Genomic DNA, 25,750 nt, shown 5'->3' on the forward strand with positions numbered 1-25,750 from the left:
CCTGTGCTTCCAGCGGCTGCAAATATCCCGGGGGAGTCCCCCGCAGGGGGACGGGGGCAGAGCCCCCTGCGGCGCCGGACAAAAGCTACTCCGCCGCCATCCGCCGTGCCGCCGCATCCAGAAACTGCCCCAGCCTGTGGCGGTCCAGCGGTTTCGGCAGCAGCTCCACCGCCAGCGCCGCGCAGGTGTCGCGCAGCGCCGAGGACCGGTCGGCGGAGAGGATGGCGCAGGGCAGGCGGCCCAGCCGGGCGCTGATCTCCTCAAAAAGCGCCGTGCCGGAAAGGCCGGATCCCAGCTGGTGATCCAGCAGCAGCGCGTCGGGGGTCAGATCGAGATCGTCGAGCAGATCAAGCGCCGCCGCCGCATCCCCGGCCTCGATCACGTTGACGCCCCAGCTTTCCACCAGCACCGAAATGGCACGGCGCAGCTGCGGCTCGTTTTCCACCAGCAGCACGATCAGCCCGGCCTGCGCCAGCCCCGCAGGCCGGGCGGGGCCGGGGGCGGCCTGCCGCACCGGCGCCACCGCCCCGGCCAGCCCGACGCTGACCATGAAACACGATCCGCGCCCGGGCTCGGACCGCAGCCCCAGCGGATGGCCAAGCCGGATGCAGGCGCGCTCGACGATGGCCAGCCCCAGCCCCAGCCCGTCATTGCGGCTGGCGCGGGGATCGAGCCTGCGGAACTCCTCGAAGATGGCGGACTGGTCCTCGGCGGCGATGCCGGGGCCGGTGTCATGCACCTCGATCCGGGCCGCACCGCCATGGCGCCGCACCCCCACCAGCACCCGGCCCCGGTCGGTATAGCGGATGGCATTGGCCATCAGGTTCTGCAGGATGCGCCGCAGGAAGGCGGGATCGGTGCTGACGGTCAGGCTGCTGTCGACCATGCGCAGCACCAGCCCCTTGCGCGCCGCCAGCACCTCCATCTCGTCGCGCAGCGGGCGCAGGATGTCCGACAGCGCCACCGGACGGATGTCGAAGCGCAGCCCGTCGGATTCCAGCCGCGAGATGTCGAGCAGCGCGTCGATGATCTGTTCGGCGGAACAGATGGCGCTTTCCGCCTTGGCCAGCACCGACGCCTCGCGCGGGTCGGCGCAGCGGTCCGCCAGCGAGGACAGGAACAGCTTGGCCGCCGACAGGGGCTGCAGCAGGTCATGGCTCGCCGCCGCGACGAAGCGCGATTTGGAGGCATTGGCCCGTTCCGCCGCCGACAGCGCATCCTCCAGCTCCAGCGTGCGCTCCATCACGCGCTGTTCCAGAATTTCGTTCAGTTCCGTCAGCTTGCGGGCCGATTCCCGTTCCGCCGTCACATCGGTGCAGGAAAACAGAAAGCCGCCATCGGGCATGTCGCTGCCAAAGATCCGCAGCACCGTACCGTCGCGGCGCATCACCTCGACCCGGATCGGATCGCGCGGGCCAGAGGCCGCCGCCCAGCGCGCGAAGCCTGCGCGCTCCTCGCCCCGGGCGAAGGTGAATTCCTCGTCCAGACGCGCCAGCAGCGCCGCAAAGGAGGCGCCCAGATGCAGCCGCCGCACCGGCAGGCCCAGCAGCGCGCCGATGCGCAGGTTCCACGCCACCAGCCGCGCCGTCTCGTCAAAGATGCAGACGCCCTGATCCAGATGGTCCAGCGTGGCGCGGATCATCCGGGTCTGCTTGTCGCGCAGCTTCAGCCGTTCCTGCCGCTCCAGCCGGATGATGTCGGTGACGTCGGTCTGCACCACCACCGTGCCGCCATTGCCGGTGCGGTGCTCTGACACCTGCAGCCAGCGGTCGACGGTATGGCGCACGTTGAACATCACGCTGCGGTCCTGATGACGGCGCAGGCGCTGCTCGGCCCAGCCTGCGGCGCTGACCCCCTCGGGCAGCACCAGACGGCGCGAGCGGCTGATCCTTTCGACATAATCGGCAAAGGGCAGGCCGGGGCGCAGATCATGCACCGTGTCGCGGAAATCCCGGCAGAAGCGCGCGTTGCACAGCACCAGCCGGTCGCCGGGATCAAACAGCGCAAAACCTTCGGAGACGGTCTCGATGGCATCGGCCAGATTGCGCCGCGCCGCCTCGGTGTCGTGATGGGCCTGCGCCAGCTGGCTGTTGGACTGATGCAGCAGCTCAAGCGTGCGTTCCAGTTCCAGCGTCCGCTCGCGCACGCGCTTTTCCAGCAGGGCGGCGCGTTCGAACTGGGCATAGGCGGCCCCCGAAGGCGCGGTGCCATATTCCACCCGCCGCATCAGCGCCTCGGCGATCTTGAGCAGCTTTTCGTTCTGCCGCTCCAGCGAATCCAGCGGGTTGACCAGCGACATCAGCCACGGCCCTCGGGCGGGTAGAAGGCCACCCCGGTCAGGGTCTGGTTCACATGCAGCGCGCCATACTGTTCGCCATAGGTGTTGAACCCCACCACGTTGAACCGCGACAGGATGTCGGAGACGCGCCGCGTCTGCTGATACTGCCCGGCCTCGATCCGGCGGAACAGGCAGTCACAGCCAAGGATCTGCTGCGGCATCACCGGATGCGACAGGGCGCGCAGCCCCTCCTCCAGATGCCGGGCCATGTCCTGATGACGGGCCAGCGTCAGCACCATGCCTTCGTTGATGGCCGAGAAGAACACCAGATGGCCCTCCTCGTCGACGCGCTGGATCGACCGCACATGGTGGCTGTCCCCCAGCCGGACCACCACGGGATGCGCGGCAAAGGTGAAGGCGTCCAGCTGCCCGGGATCCTTGCCCAGAAGCCGGGCATATTCGGCGGCGGCGGGTTCGGCGTTGATCTGCTGCACCAGACGGCGGTCCGGGTCGGCGGCGGTGACCACCATGCGCACCTCTGTCGGCACCAGATGGTCAAGGCTGAACACCTTGACCGGGCAATGCGACCGCACCAGCGCCAGCAGGGCGGCATTGCGCCGGATCACGCCGTTATGCGCCACCCATGTGCTGCAGAAACTGGTGCCATCCCCGGTGGAGCCGCCAAAAAGCGGCGTCGACCCCATGCCCGAGGCCAGCACCGAGGTCAGGTTCTCTTCCTGCAGCGACAGGCCATCCACCATGAGGAAGGCGAAATCATAGGGCATCTGCGGCGCGCGCGCGGCCAGCGCCCGGCGCCGGTGGATCACCTCGTCGATGGTGGCCTGCGCTTCCAGTTGGTCCAGCCCGTCGATGGCGTAGCTGTCCACGGCGAACAGATCGGCGGGAAAGCCGGTGGCGATGATCTGGCCATCCTCATAGCCGTTGAGGCCGATCTCTCCGGCTGTGGTGCAGGCAAGCACCTCTGCCGCGCCGAACCGGCCCTGCGCCTGCCGGGTCAGGGCGATGAAGTCGGCGCGGGGGCTGGCAAAGAGACAGACAAGCGCAAAGGGCCCCGGTCCCAGCTGGGCGTGGATCGCGCTGATCGGGTCCGGCGCGTCGCAGGCAACCTGCGCGACGCAGAGGGCACCGGCCCGCCCCTTGTCCTCCCCCCCGGAGCCATGGCCTGCTCCGTCCAAATCCTTGTCCTTTCGCGTGGTGATGCAGATTAGGGACTGCCAGCCTCCCTTGGCAAGACCTGCGCAAACCGCGCCTCCTGCGCGATCAGCACCGCCTGCGTGCGACTGTGCACCCCCAGCTTGCGCATGATCGCCGTCACATGCGCCTTTACCGTGGTTTCCGCGATGGCAAGCTCATAGGCGATCTGCTTGTTCAGCTTGCCCTCGCAGAGCAGCGACAGGATGCGCGCCTGCTGCGCGGTCAGCGTGGCCAGCCGGTCCAGCGCCTCTGCCGCGCCGCTGCCGCTGCCGGGCGCCTGCGGGTCGATATAGCCGTCGGGCAGGAAGGGCTCGCCCCGCGCCACCGCCTCGAAGGCGCGGCGGAACACCGAACGCTGGGCATGTTTGGGCACGAAGCCGTCCGCGCCCGCCTTCATCACATGCGACACCATGCGGTTGTCGGCCATGGAGGAGACGATCAGCAGCGCCGCGCGCGGCACCGCGCGCCGCAGCCGCAGCAGCCCGTCCAGCCCGGTCACGTCGGGCAGGGTCAGATCAAGGATCACCAGATGCGGCGGGTCCCCGTCGGACACAAGCTCCAGCGCCCGCTCCAGCGTGCCGGCGGTGTCGATCCGGGCAAAGCCCGCCAGCGACTGCAGCGTGAGCGTCAGCGCGTCACAGAACAGCGGATGGTCATCCACCACCAGCGCGCGGCTGTCTCCGGTCGGGGACAGGAGGGTTGCCCGGTGGTCCATGGCCATGACGCCTCTTGTTAGCTTCCGCCCCAGACTAGCGCGGGGGCGGAGCCGAGTCCTGTGTCAAAAGGTCGAAGGCGGGCTCAGAACCAGCCCTGCACCGTCCGCGAGGCGGAAGAGATGTCCTGGCCTACGCCATCAACCGTGCCGCAGGCGGCGAGAGCCGCGAGAAGGGAAAGAAGAAGGGCCTGTTTCATCGATCTGCTCGTTGTTGCTGTTTTTGTTGTCTCTGGACTGTAGCGCGGCGGTCAGTCCTGCCACCACCACGCATTGGGCATCCAGTCCACCCAATCGCCATAGACCGGCGTACGCGCCGCATCATAGGTCAATTCCTTGGCATGGGCGATCCATGTCCTGTCCCACTGATACAGCGGGATGACATAGCGCCCCGTCGTCAGCACCCGGTCCAGCGCCTGCACGGCGGCGGTGAACTCTGCTTCCTCCTCGGCGGCCAGCATCTGGTCGATCATCGCATCCACCGCAGGCGAGGCGATGCCCATGAGGTTGCGCGACCCGGGCTGGTCGGCGGCAGCGCTGCCCCAGTAAAGCCGCTGCTCGTTGCCCGGCGACAGCGACAGCCCGATGCGGGTCCATGCCATGTCGAAATCGAACTCGGCGGTGCGGATGTTGAACTGCGCGGGATCGACGCTGCTGATCGTGACGCCGATGCCCAGCCGGTCCAGCGCGCGGGCATAGATGTCGAGCATGGAGGCTTCCTCGCCCATGCCCTGCGGCAGCAGGATCTCGAACCGGAAGGGGCGACCGGACGGATCCATCATGCGGCCCTGATCCAGCGTGAACCCGGCTTCGGCAAAAAGATCAAGCGCGCGGCGCAGCCCGTCACGGTTGCGCGCGGTGCCATCGCCTTCGGGCAGGCTGTAGCCTTCCAGCGCCCCGGGCAGCAGATCCTCTGCATAGGGCTCCAGCAGGGCGCGGACCCGGCCCGAGGCGGGGCCGTGATCCATGGCCAGCGTCGAGTTGGAAAAATACGAGGTGATGCGCTTCTGGCGCCCGCCGGTCATCGTCTCGTTGATATAGGCGAAGTTGAAGGCCTGCAGCAGCGCCTCGCGCACCCGCCAGTCGGCAAAGGCGGGCTGGCGCAGGTTCATGGCAAAACCGGTCATGCCCGAGGGGCGGCCATGCGGGATCTCCGACAGCACCACATCGCCGCCGCGCACCGCCGGGAAATCATATTGCGTGGCCCATTTTTCCGCGTTGTTCTCGCGGTTCACGTTCAGCAGCCCGGCCTTGAACGCCTCGAACATCGCGGTGCCATCGGCGAAAAATTCCATGCGCAGCTCGTCAAGATTGGCCTGTCCGCGCATGAAGGGCAGGTCGCGGCCCCAATACTCGGGGTCGCGTTTCAGCACCAGCGTCCGCCCCGGCACCACCTGATCGATCACATACGGCGCGGTGGTGATCGGGATCACGTCGAGCCCGCTCTGCGCAAAATCGCGCCCCTCCCACTGGGCTTTCTTGAGGATGGGGCGCATCCCCATCAGCAGCACCAGTTCCCGGTCGGGTTCGGTGAAGGTAAAGCGCAGGCTGCGCGGCCCGGTCTGTTCCATCGCGGCGACGCGCGCCCATGCCGCATGATAGCGAGGATGCCCCTGCGTGCCCAAGGTCTCGTAGCTCCACATCACGTCTTCGACGGTGACGGGGGAGCCATCAGAGAACCGCGCCTCGGGGCGGAGGGTGAATTCCACCCAAGACCGATTCGGTCCGGTCTCGATCGTCTCGCAGAGCAGGCAGTAAAGCGTGAAGGCTTCGTCCCAGCTTCGCCCCATAAGTGATTCATATGCAAGGAAACGCAGCTGCCAGGGCGGGCTGCCTTTCAGGATGTGCGGATTGAGACTGTCAAAGCTGCCCACTTCACCGCTGACCGCGCGGCCACCTTTGGGCGCATCCGGGTTCACATAGGGCAGGGAGTCAAAATCTGGGGGGAGGGCAGGGGCACCATACATGGATATGGCATGAGCAGGGTCTGCGGACGCACTGATTCCAACAAATGAAGATAACGCCAGAGCAACAAATGCCACCCCGGAATTGCGGAAACTTATTGTATCCAAAAATGCAACAGTCATGCCCTGCCCTTGTTTTCTTGGCATTTGAGCCTATCCGGGCTTTCACGTCTTTTCAAACTTTTAGGTTGGACTCCAGCGGTAAAGCGCGTATAACAGTCTCACTGCTCGATAGGTTTCTTGCCTGTATGAAACCTGCCTCAACGACTTGACGCCGGCCTTGCGCCGGCGTTTTTTTTTGGCCAGAGCGGTTTTTCTGCCACTGTGGAGCGAAGGCAACACCCATAGCGGCATGGCGTGAGCAGCCACAAGCCCTTATTTTTGCGATGCAGCGTGCTATGTTGCACCTGCAGCAATGAGGAGTGTTTCCTATGTCCCTGAAAGGCAAGACGGCCATCGTCACCGGGTCCAATTCCGGCATCGGGCTGGGTGTGGCGCGCGAACTGGCCCGCGCCGGTGCGGCGGTGGTGCTGAATTCCTTCACCGACCGCGAGGAGGACCATGCGCTGGCCCGTGACATGGCGGCGGAATTCGGCGTGGAGGTGCGCTATATCAAGGCGGACATGTCCAAGGGCGACGAATGCCGCGCGCTGGTCGAACAGGCGGGCGCCTGCGACATTCTGGTGAACAATGCCGGGATCCAGCATGTGGCGCCGCTGGACGAGTTTCCGGTGGAAAAATGGGATGCGATCATCGCCATCAATCTCAGCTCCGCCTTTCACTGCACCGCCGCCGCGCTGCCGCTGATGCGCAAGGCGGGCTGGGGCCGGGTGGTCAACATCGCCTCGGCGCATGGGCTGACCGCTTCGCCCTATAAATCCGCCTATGTGGCGGCCAAGCACGGCATCGTCGGCATGACCAAGGTCGTGGCGCTGGAAACCGCCAAAGAGCCGATCACCGCCAATGCCATCTGCCCGGGCTATGTGAAGACCCCGCTGGTGGAGGCGCAGATCCCCGACACCGCCAAGAAATACGACATGACCGAGGAGGAGGTGATCGAGAAGGTGATTCTCGACCGCCAGCCCTCGAAGCAGTTCGCGACGGTGGAGCAGATCGGCGGCACCGCCGTGTTCCTGTGTTCGGACGCGGCGGAGCAGATCACCGGCACGACGATTTCCGTGGATGGCGGCTGGACCGCGCTGTGACCGGGTGAGGGGGCGCTGCCCCCTCGCCCCTGCGGGGCTCACCCCCGGAGTTTAGGGGCAAGATGAAGGGCAGGGAGCCGAGAGCATGGTGAAGATCAATCTGGCCCTGCAGGGCGGCGGCGCGCATGGCGCCTTTACCTGGGGCGTGCTGGACCGGCTGCTGCAGGAGGAGGATCTGGAGATTGCGGCGATCACCGGCACCTCGGCGGGGGCGCTGAACGGTGCCGCGCTGAAGGCGGGGATGGTGCGGGGCGGGCGCGAGGGCGCGCGCGAGGTGCTTGACACGCTCTGGTCCGAGGTGGCGGGGATGCGCGATCTGGCGGTGCCGGAATGGATGCATCCGTTCCTGCCCGATCCCGGCTTCATCAGCCGGTCGCTGCAATATTCGGTGCCTTTCGCTGCGGGCGAGGCGGTGGGGCGCATGATGTCGCCCTATGCCTGGGGGCCGTTTTACCGCAACCCGCTGGAGCGCATCGTGGAGCGGCTGGATTTCAGCGGCATCTGTTCGGCGGAGGGGCCGGAGTTTTTTGTCTGCGCCACGTCGGTGCGCGATGGCAAGGTGCGGGTGTTTTCGGGCGACCGGCTGACCCCCAAGGCGATCATGGCCTCGGCCTGCCTGCCGACGCTGTTTCAGGCGGTGGAGATCGAGGATCCGGAAACCGGCGCGATGGAAGCGTTCTGGGATGGCGGCTATTCCGGCAATCCCGCGCTGTTTCCGTTATATGCCAAGCATTTGCCCAACGATCTTGTCATCGTGAACATCAATCCCGTGGTGCGCGAGGCGGTGCCGGTGACCCCGCCGGAAATCCAGAACCGCATCAACGAGATCAGCTTCAACTCCTCGCTGCTGCGCGATCTGCGTGCCATTGATTTTGTGCAGCGGCTGATCGGCTCGGGCGTGGTGGAAGAGGGCGCGATGAAGAAGCTGCGGGTGCACATGATTTCCGATGACGCGCTGATGAACCAGCTGTCGGTGGCCACCAAGATGGTGGCGCTGCCCTCGGTCATCGCGCAGCTGCGCGAGGCGGGTCGGCGCGCGGCGGGCACGTTCCTGTCGGATCATCGCGACAGTCTGGGCGTGCGCCAGACCGTCGATCTGCGCCGGATGTTCGGCTGAGCGTCAGGAGGCCTTGCGCACCGGTTCGACCTGCGGCGGGCGCGGCACCCGGTCGGGTGGATAGACCAGCCCGGCAGAGATGATGAGCTTGGCCGCGTCTTCGATGGTCATGTCCAGTTCCACCACGTCTTCGGCGGGGAAATAGAGCAGGAAGCCCGAGGTCGGGTTGGGCGTGGTCGGCACGAAGACCGACAGCAGATCGCCCATCACCGCCGACTTGTCGCGGATCTCGCCGCGGGCCTGCGTGGAGATGAAGCCGATGGCCCAGATGCCCTTGCGCGGATACTGCACGAGGCAGGCCTTTTCGAAGCTGCGTTCGGACTGGGCAAAGACCGTCTCGGCGATCTGCTTCAGCCCGGAATAGATCGAGCGCACCACCGGCGTGCGGTCCACGAGGCTCTCGCCAAAGCGGATCAGCGAGCGGCCGATCAGCCCCTTGGCGATCCAGCCCACCACGATGGTGAAGACGAGGAAGAAGATCACGCCCACGCCGCGCAGGTTGATGCCGATATAGGCTTCGGGGTTGAAGCGGGACGGCACCAGCGGCAGCACGAACCCGTCCACGAAGCCGAATAGCGACCAGATGAGCCAGATGGTCAGCCCCACCGGCATGATGACCACAAGGCCGGTCAGGAAGCTGGCGCGCAGTCCGGCAAACAGTCCGGGGCGGCGCGGTTTCTCGTCGAATGGGCTGGTCATGGGGTTCCCGGAAGCCGCAGATGTCTGACGTAAGGTAGGCGGTCGCACGGCGTTCCACAATGGGCCGCCGCGCGCATCGGGTCAGGTGGCGGGCAGGCTGGCCAGTTCGCGGGCGATGGCGGCCCCCAGACGGGCATTGTTCAGCACCAGCGCGATGTTGGCCTCCAGCGAGCGGCCCCCGGTCAGCTCGTAGATGCGCTGCAGCAGATAGGGCGTCACCGCCTTGCCGGTGATGCGATGGGTGGCGGCATCAGCCATGGTGCGGGCGATGATCGGGTCCATTTCGCTGCGCGGAATCTCGGCCTCGACCGGGATGGGATTTGCGACAAGCTGGCCGCCGGGCAGGCCAAGTGCGGCGCGCATCCGCTGGGCGCGGGCGATCTCGGCGGCGGTATCGGCGCGCAGCGGCGCGGCAAGGCCTGCATCGCGCGACCAGAAGGCCGGAAGCTGCGCCTGACCATAGGCGATGACCGGCACGCCAAGCGTTTCCAGCACCTCCAGCGTCTTCGGCAGATCGAGAATGGCCTTGGCGCCCGCCGCCACCACCGTCACCGGGGTCTGCGCCAGTTCCTGCAGATCGGCGGAAATGTCGAAGCTGGTCTCGGCGCCGCGATGCGCGCCGCCGATGCCGCCGGTGGCAAAGACCTCGATCCCGGCCAGACGCGCGGCGATCATCGTGGCGGCCACGGTGGTGGCGCCGGTGCCGCCGCGCGCCATGCACACCGCCATGTCGGCGCGCGACAGCTTCGCCGCGCCCTTGGTCTGGGCCAGCTGTTCCAGCTGCGCATCATCAAGCCCGACGCAGAGCTTGCCCTCCAGCACGGCGATGGTGGCGGGGGTGGCGCCCGCGTCGCGGATCGCGGCCTCGACCGAGCGCGCCATCTCGAGGTTCTGCGGCCATGGCATGCCATGGGTGATGATGGTGGATTCCAGCGCCACGACCGGCGCGCGATCCTTGAGCGCGCGGGCGACATCGGGCGAAAGATGCGGAAGGCTCATGAGGGGATATCTCCGGAAACATAGGCGGCGGCGGCCTGAAGCGCACGGTGCAGCGCCGCAGCGCGGTCTTCGCCGCGCAGTTCGGCGGCCACATGGGCCGCCATGAAGGTGTCGCCCGCGCCGGTGACGCGGGTCACCAGCACCTCGGGCGGGCTTTCGGTCAGCACGCCCTCGGGCGTGGCATCGGCGGCAGGGGCGCCGCCTGCGGTGACCACGGCACGCGCCGCCCCCCGCGCCAGCAGCGCCTGCGCCGCCTCGGGCGCGGTGGCAAAGTCGTGCTGGCAGAGCAGCCCGGCCTCTTCGAGGTTCACATAAAGCGCGCCACGCCCGGCGCGGAGGAAGGGCAGCAGCCGGTCGGCCTTGCCGGGGCTCGCAGGGGCGATGCGCAGATCGGCGGCGGCCAGCGCCGGCATGTGCAGGATCTCTTCCAGCAGCGCCGTTGTCAGGTTGCCGTCCAGCGCCACGGGCCCGGCCCAAGGTGCTGCATCGCTGCCCAGACGGCCATCACGCAGCGGCGCGAGGATGCGCGGGCCCGCCTGTTCGAGCGAATGCGCATCGGCAATGGCGGCGATCAGGCCATTGGCGCCCTCGACCGCCATATAGACATCGGTGGGCAGATCGTCGGAGCGGTAAAGATCGCCGGTCAGACAGCCCAGCCGGTCGCAGGCGCGCACCAGATCTTCGCCTTCGGCATCGCGGCCCACGGCGCTGAGCAGGCCGGGGCGCAGGCCGAACCGGGTCAGCGTCATGGCGATGTTCAGCGCCACGCCACCGGGCAGCCGGGTGATGCGGCCCGGCACGTCGGATCCCTGACGCATGGTGCTGGCGGAACGGCCGATCACGTCCCAGAGGACGGAACCGATACAGAGAATGTCGGGACGTGTGGTCATGCCGGTGTTTTGCCCGCAGCCCCGCGCCGCGGCAAGCGGATTGCGCGTGGCGCCGCAGGTTTCCGTTGCGATGCCGCCGCGCGCGCGCTTTGCTGGCCGCGACTCCGGGGGAGAGACCAGATGCGCGCGGACAACCTGTGGCAGCAAACAGCGCTGGAGCGGCTGGAGACACCGCCGCTCGATACCGATCGCAGCTGCGATCTGGTCCTTCTGGGCGGCGGCTTTACCGGCTGCGCGGCGGCGCTGGCAGCGGCAGAGACGGGCGCTTCGGTCCTGCTTTGTGAGGCGCTGGCGCCGGGACATGGCGGATCGGGACGCAATGTCGGGCTGGTGAATGCCGGGCTGTGGCTGCCGCCAGAGGCGCTGGCGCGCGGGCTGGGGCCTGCGCGGGCGGCGCGGCTGACCGAAATGCTGGGGCAGGGACCGGGGCTGGTCTTTGATCTGATCGCGCGCCATGGCATCGCCTGCGAGCCGCAGCGTGCGGGCACGCTGCACTGCGCCCCGGACGCGCGCGGGCTTGCCGATCTGCGCGACCGGCACCGCCAGCTGACCGCGGCAGGCGCGCCGGTGGTGCTGCTCTCCGCAGCAGACGCGCAGGCGCGCAGCGGCGTGGCTGGCCTGCGGGGCGCGCTTCACGATCCACGCGCGGGCACGATCCAGCCCTTGGCCTATCTGCGCGGTCTGGCCCGCGCGGCGCAGGCGGCGGGCGCCACGCTCTGCGGCCAGACCCCGGTGCGCAGCGTCCGCCGGGACGGCGCGGACTGGCTGCTGCAGGCAGGGCGGCACCAGATCCGTGCGCGCGCACTGCTGGTCGCTACAAATGCCTATCACATCAGCACTCAAGGCATTGATATTCCTAAAATTCCTGCCGTGTATTATTTTCAGGCCGCCACCGATCCGCTGCCTGATCCCGTGCTGCCGGGCCATGAAGGCTGCTGGGATACCGCAAAAATCATGACCTCGTGGCGGCGCGACAGGACCGGCCGGCTGATCCTTGGTGCCATGGGACGGCCCGAGGATGTGCTGGGCCAGAGACTGCATCTGGGCTGGGCACGGCGCAAACTGGCGCGGCTTTATCCGCATCTTGCCGGTCAGCGCTTTGCCTGCTGGTGGTCGGGCCGCATTGCCATGACCGGCGACCATATCCCCAAAATCCTGCAGCTTGGCCCGCAGGGCTATGCGATCACGGGATATTCGGGGCGGGGCATTGCGCCGGGCACAGTGCTGGGTCAGGCGCTGGCGCGGGTCTGTCTGGGCGCCGATCCCGAGCATCTGCCTTTGCCGGTGCAGACCGCGCATTGGGAACCGGGCGGTGCCTTGCGCGAAATCCTTTACGAAACCGCCGCCAGAGTGGCGCATCTGCCCGGGGCAGGATAAGAAGACAGTTATCCTATAATCAGTATTATGGTAAAATATGAGGGACAGATCCCCCCGGGAGCCTTAGTTTTCTGGACAAAACCGCAGGATCAACGCTATCTGGGATCACCTTACGGAGATCGCTGACATGCCCGCCTTTCTGATCCTTAACGGCCCCAATCTCAACCTGCTGGGCCTGCGCCAGCCCGAGGTCTATGGCCGCACCACGCTGGCCGATGTCGAGGCGATGTGCCGCGCCCATGCCGAAACGCTGGGGGTCGATCTGGATTTCCAGCAAAGCAACCACGAAGGCGCGCTGGTCGATGCCATCCACGCCGCCCGTGGCACCAAGGACGGGCTGATCCTCAATGCGGGCGCCTATACCCATACCTCGCTCGCGCTGATGGACGCGATCAGTTCCGCCGAAGTGCCCGCGATCGAACTGCACCTGTCCAATGTCCACGCGCGCGAGGAATTTCGCCATGTCAGCTACATCGCCCGCGTGGCCGTGGGCGTGATCTGCGGCTTCGGCCCGCGCGGCTATACGCTGGCCATGGACGCGCTGCTGCATCACCACGAGAGCCGGACGTGACGCCCGCGGATCGCGACTGGCTGCTTGATCTTACCCACGCGCCCAGTATCGAATGCGCGTGGGCCCTGCATGTGGCGCGTATGGCCGAATTCGGCTTTGACCGGCTGTTCTATGGCTTCACCCGCTACCGCACCCAAAGCTCGCTGGGCGATCCCGCCGATTTCCTGCTGCTGACCAATCACAGCCGCGACTACACCGATGTCTTCATCGGCGACGGGCTTTACCGCCATGCGCCGATGGTCCGCTGGGCGCTGGATCACGACGGCGCCTGTTCATGGCGGGTGCTGGCCGAGATGATGACCAGCGGCAGCCTGACCCCGGACCAGCGCCGGGTGATCGACTTCAACCGCAGCCGCAACGTGGTGGCGGGCTATTCGGTCAGCTTCCGCACCGTGTCGAGCCGCGCCAAGGGCGCCATCGCGCTGACCGCGCGCCCCGGCATGGATCAGGACGCGGTCGATGCGCTCTGGCAGGCGCAAGGCGACCTGATCGTGCTAATGAACAACCTGCTGCATCTCAAGGTGCTCACCCTGCCCTATGTGCCGCCGAACCAGTCGCTGACCAAGCGCCAGCGCGAGGCGCTGGAATGGGTCGGCGACGGCAAGACCATGCAGGACATCGCCATCATCATGGGACTCACTCAGGCCACGGTCGAAAAACACCTGCGGCTGGCGCGCGAGGCGCTGAATGTCGACACCACGGCACAGGCCGTGGCCAAGGCGGCGTTCCAGAACCAGATGTTTGTCTTGGATATCTGAGGCTTCGATCCGCCCCCTGCCCCGCGCCGCGATTCGGATCGCCGCAAAATTCCGGTGATCCATGTTAGCGCAATACCCGCATTACGGGAAAACCGGGTTTGCAACTTTATGAATCGCGAGAGTTGGTTTCCAAAAACCGGAAAGTGGGCGCAAATCCGCGCAAACGTTACCGGAAACCCCGCAAAATTGGCATGAATTAACCGCCCCGGACTTTCAATGTTCCAGAGAAATTGAGAGATTACGTTACGTTCCGTGAGTGGTGGCTTTGGCCATGGAGCAACGGGCGCGCATCCCCTCTGATTTTGGGGCGCTGCGTCTCCGCCGGTTTAGGCCGGAGTCGGGCCGGACCGGGGCAATTACCGCCTCGACCGCCCGGCACCCCCGCCTCGGCACCCTGCCTCATCCCCAATGTTCACGGGGGGCCGGGAAAGGAAAACGGAGCCGCCCCGAGGGGCGGCTCCGGATTTTTCAGCAGACAGACGCGGGCCCGGCCAAGATGACCCGGCCCGCGCACGGGCTTAGCCCTGCGCGACCTTCGCCACTTCTGCAGCAAAATCTTCTTCTTTCTTCTCGATGCCTTCGCCGACCTGCAGACGCACGAAACCGGTGATCTCGGCGCCCGCTTCCTTGGCCGCCTGTTCGACGGTGATGTCGGGGTTGACCACGAACTGCTGGCCCAGCAGCGTGATCTCGGCCAGATACTTCTTCATGCGGCCTTCGATCATCTTCTCGATCACGGCGTCCGGCTTGCCGGATTCGCGCGCGATGTCGATCTGGACCTGACGCTCTTTCTCGATCACCGCTGGATCCAGCGCGTCGGAGTTCAGGGCAGCGGGGTTGGCCGCAGCGATGTGCATGGCAACCTGACGGCCAAAGGCTTCGTCACCGCCGGTCATCGCGACCAGCACGCCGATCTGGCCCATGTTGGGGGCTGCGGCATTGTGCACATAGGTCACGACCTGACCGCCTTCGATCTTCACCATCCGGCGCAGGGTCATGTTCTCGCCGATGGTGGCGATCTTGTCGGTGATGATGTCCGACACCTTCTTGCCGTCCACTTCGGCATCGGCCAGCGCGGCCGTGTCCGACGCGCCAAGCGCTGCCGCGGCGATCTTGCCCACCATGTCCTGGAAATCGGCGTTCTTGGCGACAAAATCGGTCTCGGCGTTCACCTCGACGGCGACACCCGTGCCGCCCTGAACCTGCACGGCGACAAGACCTTCGGCCGCGGTGCGCCCGGATTTCTTCGCCGCCTTGGCCAGACCCTTGGTGCGCAGCCAGTCGACCGCCGCTTCCATGTCGCCATCGGTCTCGGTCAGCGCCTTCTTGGCATCCATCATGCCTGCGCCGGTCATCTCGCGCAGTTCTTTCACCTGTGCAGCAGTGATCGCCATCTCGGCTCTCCTCATCTCAAATTCGTTGGGGGCGGCCCCGCCCCGGGCCACCCGCTCCTGTCATGCTTTCGTGACACTGGCGCGACGGCCCCGCAGGACCGCCGCCTCAGGCTCAGTTCTGCTGGGCGCCGGCCAGCAGTTCCTCGGCGGGCGCATCTTCCAGCGCGCCAAGGTCGACACCGGCGGCTTCCATCTGGCCGGTCATGCCGTCCAGCGCCGCGCGCGACACCAGATCGCAGTAAAGCGCGATGGCCCGGGCCGCGTCATCGTTGCCGGGGATGATGTAATCCACGCCATCCGGCGAGCAGTTGGTGTCCACGATCGCGACGACGGGGATGCCCAGCTTGTTGGCTTCCGCCACGGCCAGCGCTTCCTTTTTCACGTCGATGACGAACAGCATGTCGGGAAGGCCGCCCATGTCGCGGATGCCGCCCAGCGACGCCTGCAGTTTGGTCTGGTCACGTTCCATGCCCAGCCGTTCTTTCTTGGTCAGGCCTTCGGCACCGGATTCCATGCGCTCGTCGATGGATTTCAGACGGTTGATGGACTGCGACACGGTCTGCCAGTTGGTCAGCGTGCCACCCAGCCAGCGGTGGTTCATGTAATACTGCGCGCAACGCTCTGCGGCATCGGCGATGGGCTGCTGCGCCTGACGCTTGGTGCCGACGAACAGCACGCGGCCGTTACGTGCGACAGTGTCGCGGATGGCCTTCAGAGCCGCGTCCAGCATGGGAACGGTCTGCGTCAGATCCATGATGTGGATGCCGTTGCGCGCGCCATAGATGAACTCGCCCATGCGGGGGTTCCAGCGCTGCGTCTGGTGGCCGAAATGCACGCCAGCTTCAAGCAGCTGACGCATGTTGAACTCGGGAAGAGCCATGTCCGTTTTCCTTTCCGGTTTCGGTATCCTCGGCGGGGGCTCATCCCATATGGGGGACAACCGGTGGACCGGATGGGGATGTCTCCCCCAAGGGCCCGACCCCGCCTGCGGGGTTCAGTGCGCGCGCCTATACCTGCCTTCTGCCCCGGGCACAAGCCCCGCCGCCCGCCGCCCCTTCATCTTGCCCCTGAACTCCGGGGGTGAATGCGGCGCAGCCGCAGAGGGGGCAGCGCCCCCTCCGTGCTCCCGGTCTCACGCGCGCAGCGGCAGGATGACACAGAAGCTGCTGCCGCGTCCCGGCTCGCTTTCGATGCGCAGCCGCCCGCGATGCCGGTTGACGATGTGCTTGACGATGGCAAGCCCCAGCCCGGTGCCACCCATCTCGCGCGAGCGGTGGTTGTCGACGCGGTAGAACCGCTCGGTCAGCCGGGGAATGTGCATCGGATCAAAGCCGGGACCAGTATCGGTCACCGCGATCTCCACCCCCTCGACCCGCAGCCGCGGCTGATAGCCCGGCCCGCTCAGCCGCACCGTCACCGAGGCGCCGCGCCCGGAATATTTCACCGCGTTCTCGACAAGGTTCATCACCACCTGCCGCAGCTGGTCGGGATCGGCGGGCACTTCCAGCCGGGTTTCGGGAAATTCCGGGCGCAGCGTCACCCCAGCTTCGGCGGCCAGCGGCGCCAGCCCGTTCAGCACCGACCGCAGCAGCCCGGGCAGATCCACCGGCTCGGTCGGGCGCACCCGCTCCTCGGCCTCGACCCGGCTCAGCGACAGCAGATCGCCCACCAGCCGCTCCATCCGGGTGGCCTCGGTCTGCATGATGGTCAGAAACCGGTCCCGCGCCCCCGCATCCTCGCGCGCCGGGCCCTGCAGCGTCTCGATGAACCCCAAAAGCGCCGTCAGCGGCGTGCGCAGCTCATGGCTGACATTGGCGACAAAATCGCGGCGCATCTGCCCGGCCTGCTCCAGATGGGTCACATCCTGAAAGCACAGCAGCACGCCCGCCCCCGATTCAAGCTTCACCGCCCGGCAGGACACGTCAAAGCTGGCATTCTGCCGGTCCTCGGTGGCGTGGTAGCGGGTGCGGCGCGGCGCGCTGTCCCGGAACGTGCCCTCGATGGCGTCCAGCAGCGCGGGCTGGCGCAGCGCGGTGATGAAATGCCGCCCCGCCAGACCGTCGCCCAGCAGGGTTGCCGCCTCGATATTGGTGGCGGCGATGCGCTCGTCCCACTGGATCAGCACGGCAGGCAGCGGGATCGCCGCCACCAGATCCCCGGCCTCGGCGCGCATCAGCCGCGCGCCTGCCGCGCGGCATCAAGCCCGTCGGCGAAACAGGCCAGCAGCGCATCGGGATCCTCCAGCCCCAGCGACACCCGGAAGAACCCTTCCGAGATGCCAAGCGCCGCACGGCCCTCGGCGGTCAGCGCGCGATGCGAGGACGAGGCCGGATGCGACAGCGTGGTGCCCACATCCCCCAGCGTCGGCGCAAAGGCGATGCCCTTCGCGGCCTCGGTAAAGGCATTGGCCGCCGCGCGCCCGCCCTCCAGTTCGAAACTGAGCATGGTGCCGGGATTGCCGCGCAGCACCGACTGGGCCCGCGCCGCATCGGGATGGTCGGCGCGGCTGGGATAAAGCACGCGCGCGACCCCTGCCCGCCCGGACAGAAACTCCGACAGCCGCTGCGCGGTCTGCTGCGCGCGGTCGAACCGCAGCGGAAAGGTCATCAGCCCGCGTTCGGCCAGCCAGCAGTCAAAGGGGCTCGCCGTCATGCCGGTGGTGACGGCAAAGACCCGCAGCCGCTGCGCCACCTCCGGATCGCGCGCCGCGACCCAGCCCAGCGTCACATCGGCATGGCCTGCCAGCAGCTTGGTCACCGAGTGGATCACGATATCGGCGCCCCGCGTCACCGGGGCGATGGCGGCGGGTGTGGTGAAGGTGTTGTCCACCGCCAGCAGGATGCCCCGCGCCTTGCAGAGGGCGGCGATGCCGTCCAGATCGGCGATGCGCAGCGTGGGGTTCGACACCAGTTCGATCAGCACCAGCTTGGTTTCGGGGCGCAGCGCCGCCTCCATCGCGGCGGCGTCGGTGGGATCGGCCAGCGAGGTGGCGATGCCCATGCGCGGCAGATCCTCCTTCATCATCCGCAGCGACCGGCCATAAAGCTGGTCCGCCCCCAGAACGTGATCGCCCGCGCGCAGCAGCCCCATCAGCACCACCGCCACCGCCGCCATGCCGGATCCGGTGACGATGCCGCCCTCCATCTCTTCCAGCGCGTCGATGCGGCGGGCGAGGATATCGGCATTGGGATGGCCTTCGCGCGCATAGGTGTAGCCGGGGCTGCGCCCTTCATACTGCGCATCCAGCGCGTCCGGGCTGTCGGAGGCATAGACCACGGCGGGCATGATCGGGGTCACCACCGCCGAGGAAGACGAGGCAGGCATAGCGACCGGGCGGATAAGCGTCTTGCGGATGTCCATGGAAATCTCCTGTGCTGGCGCAAGGATTTGCACAGCCCCGGGAGCGAGACAAGCCGCCCTGCATGACGTCACGACAGCGGCGATCTGGCGCACTTGCGGGCGAATGCCGCCTTGCAACCAGCGGATGTTTGTCTATTATGTAACAACTGGTAACGCGAGGATCAGGTGTTTCGGTCCCGCGCGGCGTGTTCCAGTCTTTCCTTCGGTAACCAGTCCTCTGCAACGACCTCTGTGCCACGCTCTTTGCGGAGCGTATTGCACAACTGGAAGTAGCTTCTTGCAGAAATGTAGGTTGCCAGAGGTGAGTGTTTCATTCTTAATCCCAAGGTATAGGTGGGGGCGCCTATCACCCACAGGAGCGTCATAACGATGCAAAACGACCCTCTCGATGTGCGTTGCTCCGCTTGCGGACATGTAGCACAGTTCTTCGAGCCGTTCCGTTTTACCTGTGTCATTCGTCATCAGGAAATTCCGGAAAACGCCCATTCCTGGGGACGAGTTGTTGTCGAAGAACTGTTCCCCGACCATTTTAGCTGGACGCAGCCCGACTCGCCCAAACCGAACTTCCTGCAGTCAGACGAGCCCGGCGTGGGCTATCGGCTGAACCATGAAGGCATGGTCTGGTGCAAGGGCTGCAAACGTTTTGAACCCGCAACCATCAACTGGCCCGAAGATGCGTATTGGCAATGGACCGTCCGCGGCCATCACCTTGTCGCGCGCAACCGGGCCCATGCCGAGCTGATCCTTGATTTCCTGCAGGAAAAGCAACGCGCGCCGAACCGAAAGCCTGCCCTGCGCGGCATCCCCACTCCGCTGCTGACCCGGCGCCTTCAGCCCGAGATCAGCGCGAAACTGGAAAGTGCTCTGGCGGCGGTCTGACCGCCAGAGACCGGGGCCGCCTTGGCCTAGACTTCGCTAAGCCCGGCGCGAAAGCGCCGGGCATTTTGCTGGTAGCCCCGCGCGGAGGCGCGCAGCCCCTCGATGGCCGCCTCGTCCAGCATCCGCACCACCTTGCCCGGCATGCCCATCACCAGACTGCCATCGGGGATGTCCTTGCCTTCGGGGATCAGCGCGCCCGCACCGATCAGGCAGTTGCGCCCGATCCGCGCGCCATTGAGAATGGTGGCGCCCATGCCCACCAGCGAGTTTTCCCCGATGGTGCAGCCATGCAGCATCGCCTTGTGGCCGATGGTGCAGCCCGGCCCGATCACCAGCGGGAATCCCATATCGGTGTGACAGACCACGTTTTCCTGCAGGTTCGAGCCCTGACCGACGCGGATTTCCTCGTTGTCGCCGCGCAGCACGCAGCCGAACCAGACCGAACTGTCGGCCTCCATCACGATGCGCCCGATCAGCTGCGCCCCCGGCGCGACCCATGCGCTGGCGTCGATCTGCGGCGCGATGCCGTCCAGGGCGTATAGGGTCATTCTCCGCTCTCCTCGAATTCGGCCTGCAGGGCGCGCACATGGGTCAGAAGCCCGGGCTGCTGGTTGCGCCGCAGCCGCGAGGCGGTGACGATGCTTTTCAGCCGCGCTTCGGTCTCGTCCAGATCGTTGTTGACCAGCACGAAATCGTAAGATCCCCAGTGGCTGATCTCGTCCCAGCTTTTCTGCATCCGTCCGGCGATGACCTCGGGGCCGTCCTGCCCGCGCGACACCAGCCGCCGTTTCAGTTCGGCAATCGAGGGCGGCAGCAGAAAGATCGACAGCGTGTGCAGGCCCAGTTCGGAATTGGTGATCTGCTGCGCGCCCTGCCAGTCGATGTCGAACAGCACATCCTGCCCGCCAAGGATCGCCTCGCGCACCGGGCCCTTGGGCGAGCCGTAGAAATTGCCGAAGACATGCGCATGTTCCAGCATCTCGCCCGCGCCAACCGCGCGTTTGAAATCGGGCTGCGACATGAAATGGTAATCCTGCCCGTCCACCTCGCCGGGGCGCGGCGCACGGGTGGTGGCCGAGACCGAAAAGATGATCGACGGATCCCATGCCCGCAGCCGCCGGGCCAAGGTCGATTTGCCCGCGCCCGAAGGCGAGGACAGGATGATGAGCAGGCCGCGCCTGTCGGTCATGTCTCACTCCACATTCTGCACCTGTTCGCGCATCTGGTCGATGACCGTCTTGAGGGTCAGACCGATCTGCGTCAATGCCGCGAAGGCAGATTTTGCGCAGAGCGTGTTCGCTTCGCGGTTGAATTCCTGCATCAGGAAATCGAGCTTGCGGCCCACCGCGCCCTCTGCCGCCAGAAGCTCGCGCGCCGCCCACACATGCGCCTCCAGCCGGTCCAGTTCCTCGGTCACGTCGGATTTGACGGCGATCAGCGCAAGCTCCTGCGCGACGCGTGTGGGATCCATGCCGGGGGCGGCATCGCCGACCCGCGCCAGCGCCAGCGCCAGCTTCTTGGCCTGATCGTCGCGCCGGGCCTCCACCGCCTCGGCAGCCGACCGGGTCAGCCGCGAGATCTCGTCAAGCTGCGCCGCCAGCACCGTGGCAAGCGCCGCGCCCTCGCCCTCGCGCATCGCCGCGAACTGGTCCATCGCGCTTTGGAAATTCGCCATCAGCGCCTCGCGCAGGGCGGCCACGTCAGAAACCGTGGTGCCGGTGGCCAGCACGCCGCGCAATGCGATGATCTCTGCCGCGCTGGAGGAGCGCAGCACCAGACCCTGCGCCGCCGCCTGTGCCTCGATCCGGCGCAGCGCGGGCAGGATCCGCCCCAGCACCGCCTCGTCCAGATCGCAGGCGCCCTCGTCGCCGCCCGACTGAAGCTTCAGCGTGACCTGCACATTGCCCCGCGCCACCCGTGCGCCGATGGCGGCACGCACTGCGGGCTCCAGCCCCTCGATCCATTCGGGAAGCCGCAGGCGCAGGTCCAGCCCCTTGCCATTGACCCCGCGCACTTCCCAAAGCCAGCGCATCCCGGCGAACTCGCCACTCTGCGCCGCAAATCCGGTCATGGAATGCCGCATTCTGCTCCTCATGTGCTAAGACCGCGCTTCTCTGCATGGATGCGCCTCTTATCAAAGGCCTACAGTCAGCACGCCAGCGTGTCCAGCCGGGCGGGTTCCACAGGCGTTAACCTTTTGGCCATAAATGGGGCAGATTTCGGCCACAATTTGACTAATATGGAGGACAGAACGAAGACAGGCGGGCAAGGTGGAACGGGGGCTCCGACCGGCAGCGCAAGCGATGCGAAGGAGTGCGCGGGATGTGCGGAAGCGGTGACAACAAACAGGGTGTGGTGTCGATGACCGATCGCGAAAAGGAACGGCGCGCGGCGCCCCTGCGGCTGGTGGAAAGCTACTGGCGGGCGCTGGCAGGTGACGGTCAGGTGCCGCTGCGCAGCCAGATCGACCCGCGCGGGATCGAAAGCGCGCTGCCTTACGCCTTTCTGGCGGAACGGATCGCGCCCTCTCTGGCCAAGCTGCGGGTGGCGGGCACCCATCTCAACGATCTGATGGGGATGGAAACCGCCGGAATGCCGCTTTCGGCGCTGATCGCGCCCGAGGACCGCGACAGCATGGGAGAGGCGGTGGCCCGGGTGTTTGCCGAAGGCGCGCTGGCGCGGATCGACCTGCGCGGCGAGGAAGGCTTCGGCAAGGGCAGGATCGAGGCGCAGATGCTGCTGCTGCCGCTGCGCTCCGACATGGGGGACATGACGCGGATGATCGGCGTGCTGGTGTCGCAGGGGCGGATCGGGCGCACCCCGCGCCGGTTCGGCATCCTCCATGCCGAGGTCACGCCGGGGCTGTCCGCCACGATGACACCGGCCCCCGCGCCGCAGCGTCAGGGCTTTGCCGAACCGCCCGCGACCTTCAGCCCGGCACCGATCCGACCTGTGGCAGCACCTGCCAAGCGCGCGCCCTATCTGCGGCTGATCGTGTCCAACGACTGAACCCGCAAAAAGGGCCTGCGCGGCATCCGGGATGCGCCGCGCAGGCCCTTGTCTGTCACCTGCCCCGCCCGCAGCTTGGGGCGGTTTGGTTCGGGCTGTTACTCTGCCGCCAGCGCCAGCACCGGCCGCTGTTCCTGCAGCACCGCGTCATATTCGCTGTGCAGATGCGCATAAGCCAGCGTGGCGCGCAGCATGCCCACCTTGGACCCGCAGTCGAACCGCGTGCCGCTGAAGCGGAAGCCACAGAGCCCGACGCGCTCCGCACCTTTGGCGATGGCGTCGGTCAGCTGGATTTCACCGCCGCGACCCGGCGGCAGACCGCGCAGATCGTCAAAGATCGACCCGTCCAGCACATAGCGCCCGACCACCGCCTGCAGCGACGGGGCCTCGTCGGGATCGGGCTTTTCCACCATGCCAGAGGCGGGCAGAAGGCGGCCTTCGGCCTCGCCCTCGGGAACCAGCACGCCATAGGCATGCACCTCGTCGCGCTTCACCGCCATGGTGGCGACCATGTGCCCGGGCGCCGCCGTCTCATAGGCGTCGAGCATCTCGGACAGGCAGCCTTTTTCGCCCATGATCAGATCATCGGGCAGGATCACCGCCACCGGCCCCGGCAGCACGTGATCCACGGCGCACAGGACGGCATGACCCAACCCCAGCGGTTCGGGCTGCATCACGAAAAACACCTGATCTTGTTCCGGATCCAGCGCCGCGGCATCCAGACTGTCGGCGATGTCGTCCTTGCCCTTGGCGCGCAGGGTCGCGCAAAGCTCGGGATCGGCATGCACATAGCGTTCGATGGCGGTTTTCGACGGGTGGGACACGAAGATGATCCGTTCCACCCCGGCTTCGCGCGCCTCGTCGATGGCGAACTGCAGCAGCGGACGGTCAAGCACGGGCAGCAGCTCCTTGGGGGTTGCCTTTGTGGCCGGAAGGAAGCGCGTTCCCAATCCCGCGACCGGAAAGATCGCGGTCCTGACCTTGGCCTTGCGGGTCTTCTGTTCGGGCGTGCTCACGGTGGGTCTCCTTCTGACTGACCTGATCTCTGCTGCATCGCGGCAATTGGGTAATAGGTTATGGCCTTTTCGCCATTCGTCAAACGATCACTCAAAAACAGGTCCCCATGCGTGCAGTTGACGAGGGAACAACCGACGAAACTGCGCGTTGTTCCATCAATTGCCCACAGGTTATGCGCTTTCCAGATGCGCGCCCGCTTCTCATTCCGCAGCGCAGCATAAAAAGGTTTATTTATGTCAATGACTTACACAAACGCCGTCTTTGCGCCCGCAGAAAAGGCCCAAGGAACTGGTGGAAATCCGCTCATTTTGTCCTATCCTATAACTCACCTGAAACAGCCACGGAGAAGCCCTTGCGGCCGTTCCGCCCTTGCTTGGCGGCGGTCCTGAGACAGTCATGGACGGACAGACCCACCGCACCCCGCCCGCGCATCCCGGCAGCCAGACTGGCCCCCGGCGCGTCCTTCCCTATTCCCGCCTCACCGTCATCGGCATGGGCAGCTGGGGGACGGCGCTTGCCGCCACCGCCGCCCGCGCCGGATGCGAGACCCGGATCTGGGGCCGCCGCGCCGATCTGGTGCAGCGCCTGACGGACACGGGCGAAAATCCCGACCATCTGCCCGGCATCCCGCTGCCCGACGGCCTGCGCGCCTTTTCCGATCTGGCGCAGGCGCTGGACGGCACCGAGGCGGTGCTGCTGGTCACGCCGTCGCATACGCTGCGCGAGATTGCCCGCGCCCTGCGTCCGCATCTGCCCGCAGGCGTGCTGATCGCGCTCTGCTGCAAGGGCATCGAACGCGGCACCGGCTATCTGCTCAGCCATGTGATCGAGGAAGAACTGCCCGGCCATCCGGTCGGCGCGCTGTCCGGTCCGACCTTTGCGCGGGAAACCGCGCTTGGCCATCCCACCGCCGCCACCGTGGCCTTTCCCTTCCGTCACAACGACCGGATTTCGCCGGAACAGGCGCCCGCCACGCGGCTTGCCATGACGATGCAGACCGATGCCTTCCGCCCCTATGTCTCTGACGATCTGGTGGGCGTCGAAGTGGGCGGTGCGGTCAAGAACGTCATCGCCATCGCCTGCGGCATGATGACCGGCGCCGGTTTTGCGGAAAACACCCGCGCGGCGCTGATCACGCGTGGCATGGACGAGATGAAGTTTCTGGCCGAAGCCCTTGGCGGCAGACGGGAAACCGTCACCGGGCTTGCCGGGGCGGGTGACCTGACGCTGACCTGCTCCTCCACCACCTCGCGCAACATGGCGCTTGGCACGCAGCTGGGCCGCGGCCTGCCGCGCGCCGAATGTTTCGACGGCAAGCCGGTTGTGGTCGAGGGCGAGGTCAACGCCGTCTCGGTCGTGGATCTGGCCCGCCGTCTGGGCGTGCGCATGCCGATCTGCGAGGCGGTACATGCCGTCCTGCACGAGGCAGCCCCCCTGACCCAAACCTTTCAGCAGCTCTGGGCCGCGCCCATCGAGGGCGAGCCCCGCGCGCTTGACCTGTTCCTGCATCCCGCCGAAGGAGATCCCGCATGAGCCTTGACGCGCTCCCCGCCCGTGACATCGCCACCACCCGCATGGTGCTGGCCACCGATCTGGACGGCACCTTTCTGGGTGGCAGCGAGGAGGACCGGCAGCGGCTCTATCGCTGGATCGAGTCGAACCGCGACAGCGTCGGGCTGATCTTCGTCACCGGGCGCGATCCGCGTTTCATCCGCGAGCTTTGCGCAGGCGGCGTGCCATGGCCGGAATATGTGGTGGGCGACGTCGGCACCACCATCGCCCGGCTGCAGGGCGGCGAGGTCACGCCGCTGGCGCCGCTGGAGGAAGAAATCGCCGCCACATGGGGCGATGCCGGCGAGACGGTGCGCGCAGCCCTTGACGGCCATCCCGGCCTGACGCTGCAGCCGACGCCGTTCCGCTACCGGATCAGCTATGATCTGGATGCCGAAACTTTTGATCCCTCGGCCAGCGACAAGGTCCGGGATCTGGGCCATGATCCGCTGATTTCGGACAACCGCTTTTTCGACGTGCTGCCGCGCGGCATCTCCAAGGGTCCGTCGCTGCGCCGTCTGGTCGCCCATCTGGGGCTGGAGGAAACCCGCGTTCTGGCCGCCGGTGACACGCTCAACGATCTGTCCATGCTGCAATGCGGGCTGCCCGCCGTGGCCGTGGGCGGCGCCGAGCCCGCCCTGCTGGCCGAGGTCAGCGGCCTGCCCCATGTCCATACGGCGCGCGCCATCGGCGCCGCAGGCATTCTGGAGGCCATCGGCGCCTTCGGACTGCACGACATCGAAGGAGTCTGACCC

General features: G+C 66.6%; 25 protein-coding genes. 9 read left to right on the forward strand and 16 right to left on the reverse strand.

The features are described from left to right. Positions 1–85: 85 nt before the first annotated feature. The 5 genes from VK682_RS16835 to VK682_RS16855 form a co-directional block, all read right to left on the reverse strand. Entirely contained in the window at positions 86–2,299 is a 2,214-nt protein-coding gene (locus tag VK682_RS16835) for a sensor histidine kinase (RefSeq protein WP_089848671.1), read from the reverse strand. Next, positions 2,299–3,474, reverse strand: coding sequence for an FIST N-terminal domain-containing protein (locus VK682_RS16840; protein WP_324782256.1), 1,176 nt, complete (start codon positions 3,472–3,474; stop codon positions 2,299–2,301). Before VK682_RS16840 ends, VK682_RS16835 begins: the two co-directional genes overlap by 1 nt. 29 nt (positions 3,475–3,503) lie before the next feature. Then, positions 3,504–4,208, reverse strand: a complete 705-nt coding sequence (locus VK682_RS16845) for a response regulator transcription factor (RefSeq protein WP_089848833.1) — start codon at positions 4,206–4,208, stop codon at positions 3,504–3,506. A gap of 83 nt (positions 4,209–4,291) precedes the next feature. Continuing rightward, positions 4,292–4,405: an entericidin EcnA/B family protein gene (locus tag VK682_RS16850; RefSeq protein ID WP_230797043.1), complete on the reverse strand. Its 114-nt coding sequence runs from the start codon at positions 4,403–4,405 to the stop codon at positions 4,292–4,294. Positions 4,406–4,456: 51 nt separating this feature from the next. Continuing rightward, positions 4,457–6,292: an extracellular solute-binding protein gene (locus VK682_RS16855; RefSeq protein WP_380715554.1), complete on the reverse strand. Its 1,836-nt coding sequence runs from the start codon at positions 6,290–6,292 to the stop codon at positions 4,457–4,459. Between the two features lie 308 nt (positions 6,293–6,600). Between VK682_RS16855 and VK682_RS16860 the strand changes: the two genes are divergently transcribed. Next, complete coding sequence (locus VK682_RS16860) at positions 6,601–7,374, forward strand: 3-hydroxybutyrate dehydrogenase (RefSeq protein WP_230797045.1); 774 nt, start codon at positions 6,601–6,603, stop codon at positions 7,372–7,374. An 85-nt stretch (positions 7,375–7,459) separates the two neighbouring features. Beyond that, on the forward strand, positions 7,460–8,491 hold the full coding sequence (locus tag VK682_RS16865) for a patatin-like phospholipase family protein (protein WP_089848662.1): 1,032 nt from the start codon (positions 7,460–7,462) through the stop codon (positions 8,489–8,491). Positions 8,492–8,494: 3 nt separating this feature from the next. Here VK682_RS16865 and VK682_RS16870 read toward each other — a convergent pair whose 3' ends face one another. The 3 genes from VK682_RS16870 to VK682_RS16880 form a co-directional block, all read right to left on the reverse strand. Next, positions 8,495–9,190: a DUF502 domain-containing protein gene (locus VK682_RS16870; RefSeq protein WP_089848660.1), complete on the reverse strand. Its 696-nt coding sequence runs from the start codon at positions 9,188–9,190 to the stop codon at positions 8,495–8,497. 81 nt (positions 9,191–9,271) lie between these two features. Then, positions 9,272–10,189 (reverse strand): pseudouridine-5'-phosphate glycosidase, encoded by a 918-nt coding sequence (locus tag VK682_RS16875; protein WP_324782257.1) that lies wholly within the window; start codon positions 10,187–10,189, stop codon positions 9,272–9,274. Next, entirely contained in the window at positions 10,186–11,079 is an 894-nt protein-coding gene (locus VK682_RS16880; protein WP_230797047.1) for a PfkB family carbohydrate kinase, read from the reverse strand. The genes VK682_RS16875 and VK682_RS16880 overlap by 4 nt, the downstream gene beginning before the upstream one ends. A 120-nt stretch (positions 11,080–11,199) precedes the next feature. Here VK682_RS16880 and VK682_RS16885 point away from each other — a divergent pair, with 120 nt between their 5' ends. The 3 genes from VK682_RS16885 to VK682_RS16895 all read left to right on the forward strand — a co-directional run bounded on the left by VK682_RS16885 (position 11,200) and on the right by VK682_RS16895 (position 13,785). After that, positions 11,200–12,456 carry an NAD(P)/FAD-dependent oxidoreductase gene (locus VK682_RS16885; protein ID WP_230797048.1) on the forward strand — a complete coding sequence of 419 codons (1,257 nt, stop codon included), beginning with the start codon at positions 11,200–11,202 and terminating at the stop codon, positions 12,454–12,456. Positions 12,457–12,583: 127 nt separating this feature from the next. Next, positions 12,584–13,027: a type II 3-dehydroquinate dehydratase gene (gene aroQ / locus VK682_RS16890; RefSeq protein ID WP_230797049.1), complete on the forward strand. Its 444-nt coding sequence runs from the start codon at positions 12,584–12,586 to the stop codon at positions 13,025–13,027. Further along, positions 13,024–13,785 carry a LuxR family transcriptional regulator gene (locus VK682_RS16895; protein WP_089848650.1) on the forward strand — a complete coding sequence of 254 codons (762 nt, stop codon included), beginning with the start codon at positions 13,024–13,026 and terminating at the stop codon, positions 13,783–13,785. The genes aroQ and VK682_RS16895 overlap by 4 nt, the downstream gene beginning before the upstream one ends. 518 nt (positions 13,786–14,303) lie before the next feature. On the opposite strand, the gene tsf is transcribed toward VK682_RS16895, so the two are convergent. From tsf to VK682_RS16915, 4 genes are all read right to left on the reverse strand, one after another. Continuing rightward, positions 14,304–15,179, reverse strand: coding sequence for a translation elongation factor Ts (tsf, locus tag VK682_RS16900; RefSeq protein WP_089848645.1), 876 nt, complete (start codon positions 15,177–15,179; stop codon positions 14,304–14,306). A 112-nt stretch (positions 15,180–15,291) separates the two neighbouring features. Next, a complete protein-coding gene (rpsB, locus tag VK682_RS16905; protein ID WP_089848644.1) occupies positions 15,292–16,059 on the reverse strand; it encodes a 30S ribosomal protein S2 in 768 nt (255 codons plus the stop codon). Between the two features lie 252 nt (positions 16,060–16,311). After that, on the reverse strand, positions 16,312–17,352 hold the full coding sequence (locus tag VK682_RS16910) for a sensor histidine kinase (RefSeq protein WP_089848643.1): 1,041 nt from the start codon (positions 17,350–17,352) through the stop codon (positions 16,312–16,314). Beyond that, on the reverse strand, positions 17,352–18,539 hold the full coding sequence (locus VK682_RS16915; protein ID WP_230797050.1) for a trans-sulfuration enzyme family protein: 1,188 nt from the start codon (positions 18,537–18,539) through the stop codon (positions 17,352–17,354). Before VK682_RS16915 ends, VK682_RS16910 begins: the two co-directional genes overlap by 1 nt. Positions 18,540–18,908: 369 nt before the next feature. Here VK682_RS16915 and VK682_RS16920 point away from each other — a divergent pair, with 369 nt between their 5' ends. Then, positions 18,909–19,418, forward strand: a complete 510-nt coding sequence (locus VK682_RS16920) for a hypothetical protein (RefSeq protein ID WP_230797051.1) — start codon at positions 18,909–18,911, stop codon at positions 19,416–19,418. A 26-nt stretch (positions 19,419–19,444) separates the two neighbouring features. Here the strand turns inward: VK682_RS16920 and VK682_RS16925 are convergent, their stop codons facing one another. Genes VK682_RS16925 through VK682_RS16935 form a run of 3 tightly spaced genes read right to left on the reverse strand, consistent with a single transcriptional unit; the run spans position 19,445 to position 21,501 of the window. Beyond that, entirely contained in the window at positions 19,445–19,966 is a 522-nt protein-coding gene (locus VK682_RS16925; protein WP_089848639.1) for a gamma carbonic anhydrase family protein, read from the reverse strand. Further along, positions 19,963–20,607, reverse strand: a complete 645-nt coding sequence (gmk, locus tag VK682_RS16930; RefSeq protein WP_230797052.1) for a guanylate kinase — start codon at positions 20,605–20,607, stop codon at positions 19,963–19,965. Before gmk ends, VK682_RS16925 begins: the two co-directional genes overlap by 4 nt. Before the next feature lie 3 nt (positions 20,608–20,610). Then, positions 20,611–21,501 (reverse strand): YicC/YloC family endoribonuclease, encoded by an 891-nt coding sequence (locus VK682_RS16935; protein ID WP_324782259.1) that lies wholly within the window; start codon positions 21,499–21,501, stop codon positions 20,611–20,613. 278 nt (positions 21,502–21,779) lie between these two features. On the opposite strand from VK682_RS16935, the gene VK682_RS16940 reads away from it, so the two are divergent. Beyond that, positions 21,780–22,427 carry a PAS domain-containing protein gene (locus tag VK682_RS16940; protein WP_230797054.1) on the forward strand — a complete coding sequence of 216 codons (648 nt, stop codon included), beginning with the start codon at positions 21,780–21,782 and terminating at the stop codon, positions 22,425–22,427. Positions 22,428–22,525: 98 nt separating this feature from the next. Here VK682_RS16940 and VK682_RS16945 read toward each other — a convergent pair whose 3' ends face one another. Further along, the gene (locus VK682_RS16945) at positions 22,526–23,443 is read right to left on the reverse strand and encodes a UTP--glucose-1-phosphate uridylyltransferase (protein ID WP_230797055.1); all 918 of its coding nucleotides are present in this window, start codon (positions 23,441–23,443) and stop codon (positions 22,526–22,528) included. A 397-nt stretch (positions 23,444–23,840) separates the two neighbouring features. Here VK682_RS16945 and VK682_RS16950 point away from each other — a divergent pair, with 397 nt between their 5' ends. Together VK682_RS16950 and VK682_RS16955 are read left to right on the forward strand one after the other, a co-directional pair. Next, positions 23,841–24,977 carry an NAD(P)H-dependent glycerol-3-phosphate dehydrogenase gene (locus VK682_RS16950; protein ID WP_269062040.1) on the forward strand — a complete coding sequence of 379 codons (1,137 nt, stop codon included), beginning with the start codon at positions 23,841–23,843 and terminating at the stop codon, positions 24,975–24,977. Further along, entirely contained in the window at positions 24,974–25,747 is a 774-nt protein-coding gene (locus tag VK682_RS16955) for an HAD-IIB family hydrolase (protein ID WP_089848627.1), read from the forward strand. The genes VK682_RS16950 and VK682_RS16955 overlap by 4 nt, the downstream gene beginning before the upstream one ends. Positions 25,748–25,750 lie beyond the last annotated feature (3 nt).

It is taken from the genome of Salipiger marinus, from assembly GCF_035481585.1.
Taxonomy (GTDB): Bacteria; Pseudomonadota; Alphaproteobacteria; order Rhodobacterales; family Rhodobacteraceae; genus Salipiger; species Salipiger marinus.

Excerpts from the sequence above, each read along its gene's own strand:
- VK682_RS16835 (WP_089848671.1), bottom strand. The coding sequence starts at position 2,299 with ATGTCGCTGGTCAACCCGCTGGATTCGCTGGAGCGGCAGAACGAAAAG.
- VK682_RS16845 (WP_089848833.1), bottom strand. The coding sequence starts at position 4,208 with ATGGACCACCGGGCAACCCTCCTGTCCCCGACCGGAGACAGCCGCGCG.
- VK682_RS16850 (WP_230797043.1), bottom strand. The coding sequence starts at position 4,405 with ATGAAACAGGCCCTTCTTCTTTCCCTTCTCGCGGCTCTCGCCGCCTGC.
- VK682_RS16855 (WP_380715554.1), bottom strand. The coding sequence starts at position 6,292 with ATGACTGTTGCATTTTTGGATACAATAAGTTTCCGCAATTCCGGGGTG.
- VK682_RS16860 (WP_230797045.1), top strand. The coding sequence starts at position 6,601 with ATGTCCCTGAAAGGCAAGACGGCCATCGTCACCGGGTCCAATTCCGGC.
- VK682_RS16865 (WP_089848662.1), top strand. The coding sequence starts at position 7,460 with ATGGTGAAGATCAATCTGGCCCTGCAGGGCGGCGGCGCGCATGGCGCC.
- VK682_RS16870 (WP_089848660.1), bottom strand. The coding sequence starts at position 9,190 with ATGACCAGCCCATTCGACGAGAAACCGCGCCGCCCCGGACTGTTTGCC.
- VK682_RS16875 (WP_324782257.1), bottom strand. The coding sequence starts at position 10,189 with ATGAGCCTTCCGCATCTTTCGCCCGATGTCGCCCGCGCGCTCAAGGAT.
- VK682_RS16880 (WP_230797047.1), bottom strand. The coding sequence starts at position 11,079 with ATGACCACACGTCCCGACATTCTCTGTATCGGTTCCGTCCTCTGGGAC.
- VK682_RS16885 (WP_230797048.1), top strand. The coding sequence starts at position 11,200 with ATGCGCGCGGACAACCTGTGGCAGCAAACAGCGCTGGAGCGGCTGGAG.
- aroQ (WP_230797049.1), top strand. The coding sequence starts at position 12,584 with ATGCCCGCCTTTCTGATCCTTAACGGCCCCAATCTCAACCTGCTGGGC.
- tsf (WP_089848645.1), bottom strand. The coding sequence starts at position 15,179 with ATGGCGATCACTGCTGCACAGGTGAAAGAACTGCGCGAGATGACCGGC.
- rpsB (WP_089848644.1), bottom strand. The coding sequence starts at position 16,059 with ATGGCTCTTCCCGAGTTCAACATGCGTCAGCTGCTTGAAGCTGGCGTG.
- VK682_RS16910 (WP_089848643.1), bottom strand. The coding sequence starts at position 17,352 with ATGCGCGCCGAGGCCGGGGATCTGGTGGCGGCGATCCCGCTGCCTGCC.
- VK682_RS16915 (WP_230797050.1), bottom strand. The coding sequence starts at position 18,539 with ATGGACATCCGCAAGACGCTTATCCGCCCGGTCGCTATGCCTGCCTCG.
- VK682_RS16920 (WP_230797051.1), top strand. The coding sequence starts at position 18,909 with ATGCAAAACGACCCTCTCGATGTGCGTTGCTCCGCTTGCGGACATGTA.
- VK682_RS16925 (WP_089848639.1), bottom strand. The coding sequence starts at position 19,966 with ATGACCCTATACGCCCTGGACGGCATCGCGCCGCAGATCGACGCCAGC.
- gmk (WP_230797052.1), bottom strand. The coding sequence starts at position 20,607 with ATGACCGACAGGCGCGGCCTGCTCATCATCCTGTCCTCGCCTTCGGGC.
- VK682_RS16935 (WP_324782259.1), bottom strand. The coding sequence starts at position 21,501 with ATGCGGCATTCCATGACCGGATTTGCGGCGCAGAGTGGCGAGTTCGCC.
- VK682_RS16940 (WP_230797054.1), top strand. The coding sequence starts at position 21,780 with ATGACCGATCGCGAAAAGGAACGGCGCGCGGCGCCCCTGCGGCTGGTG.
- VK682_RS16950 (WP_269062040.1), top strand. The coding sequence starts at position 23,841 with ATGGACGGACAGACCCACCGCACCCCGCCCGCGCATCCCGGCAGCCAG.
- VK682_RS16955 (WP_089848627.1), top strand. The coding sequence starts at position 24,974 with ATGAGCCTTGACGCGCTCCCCGCCCGTGACATCGCCACCACCCGCATG.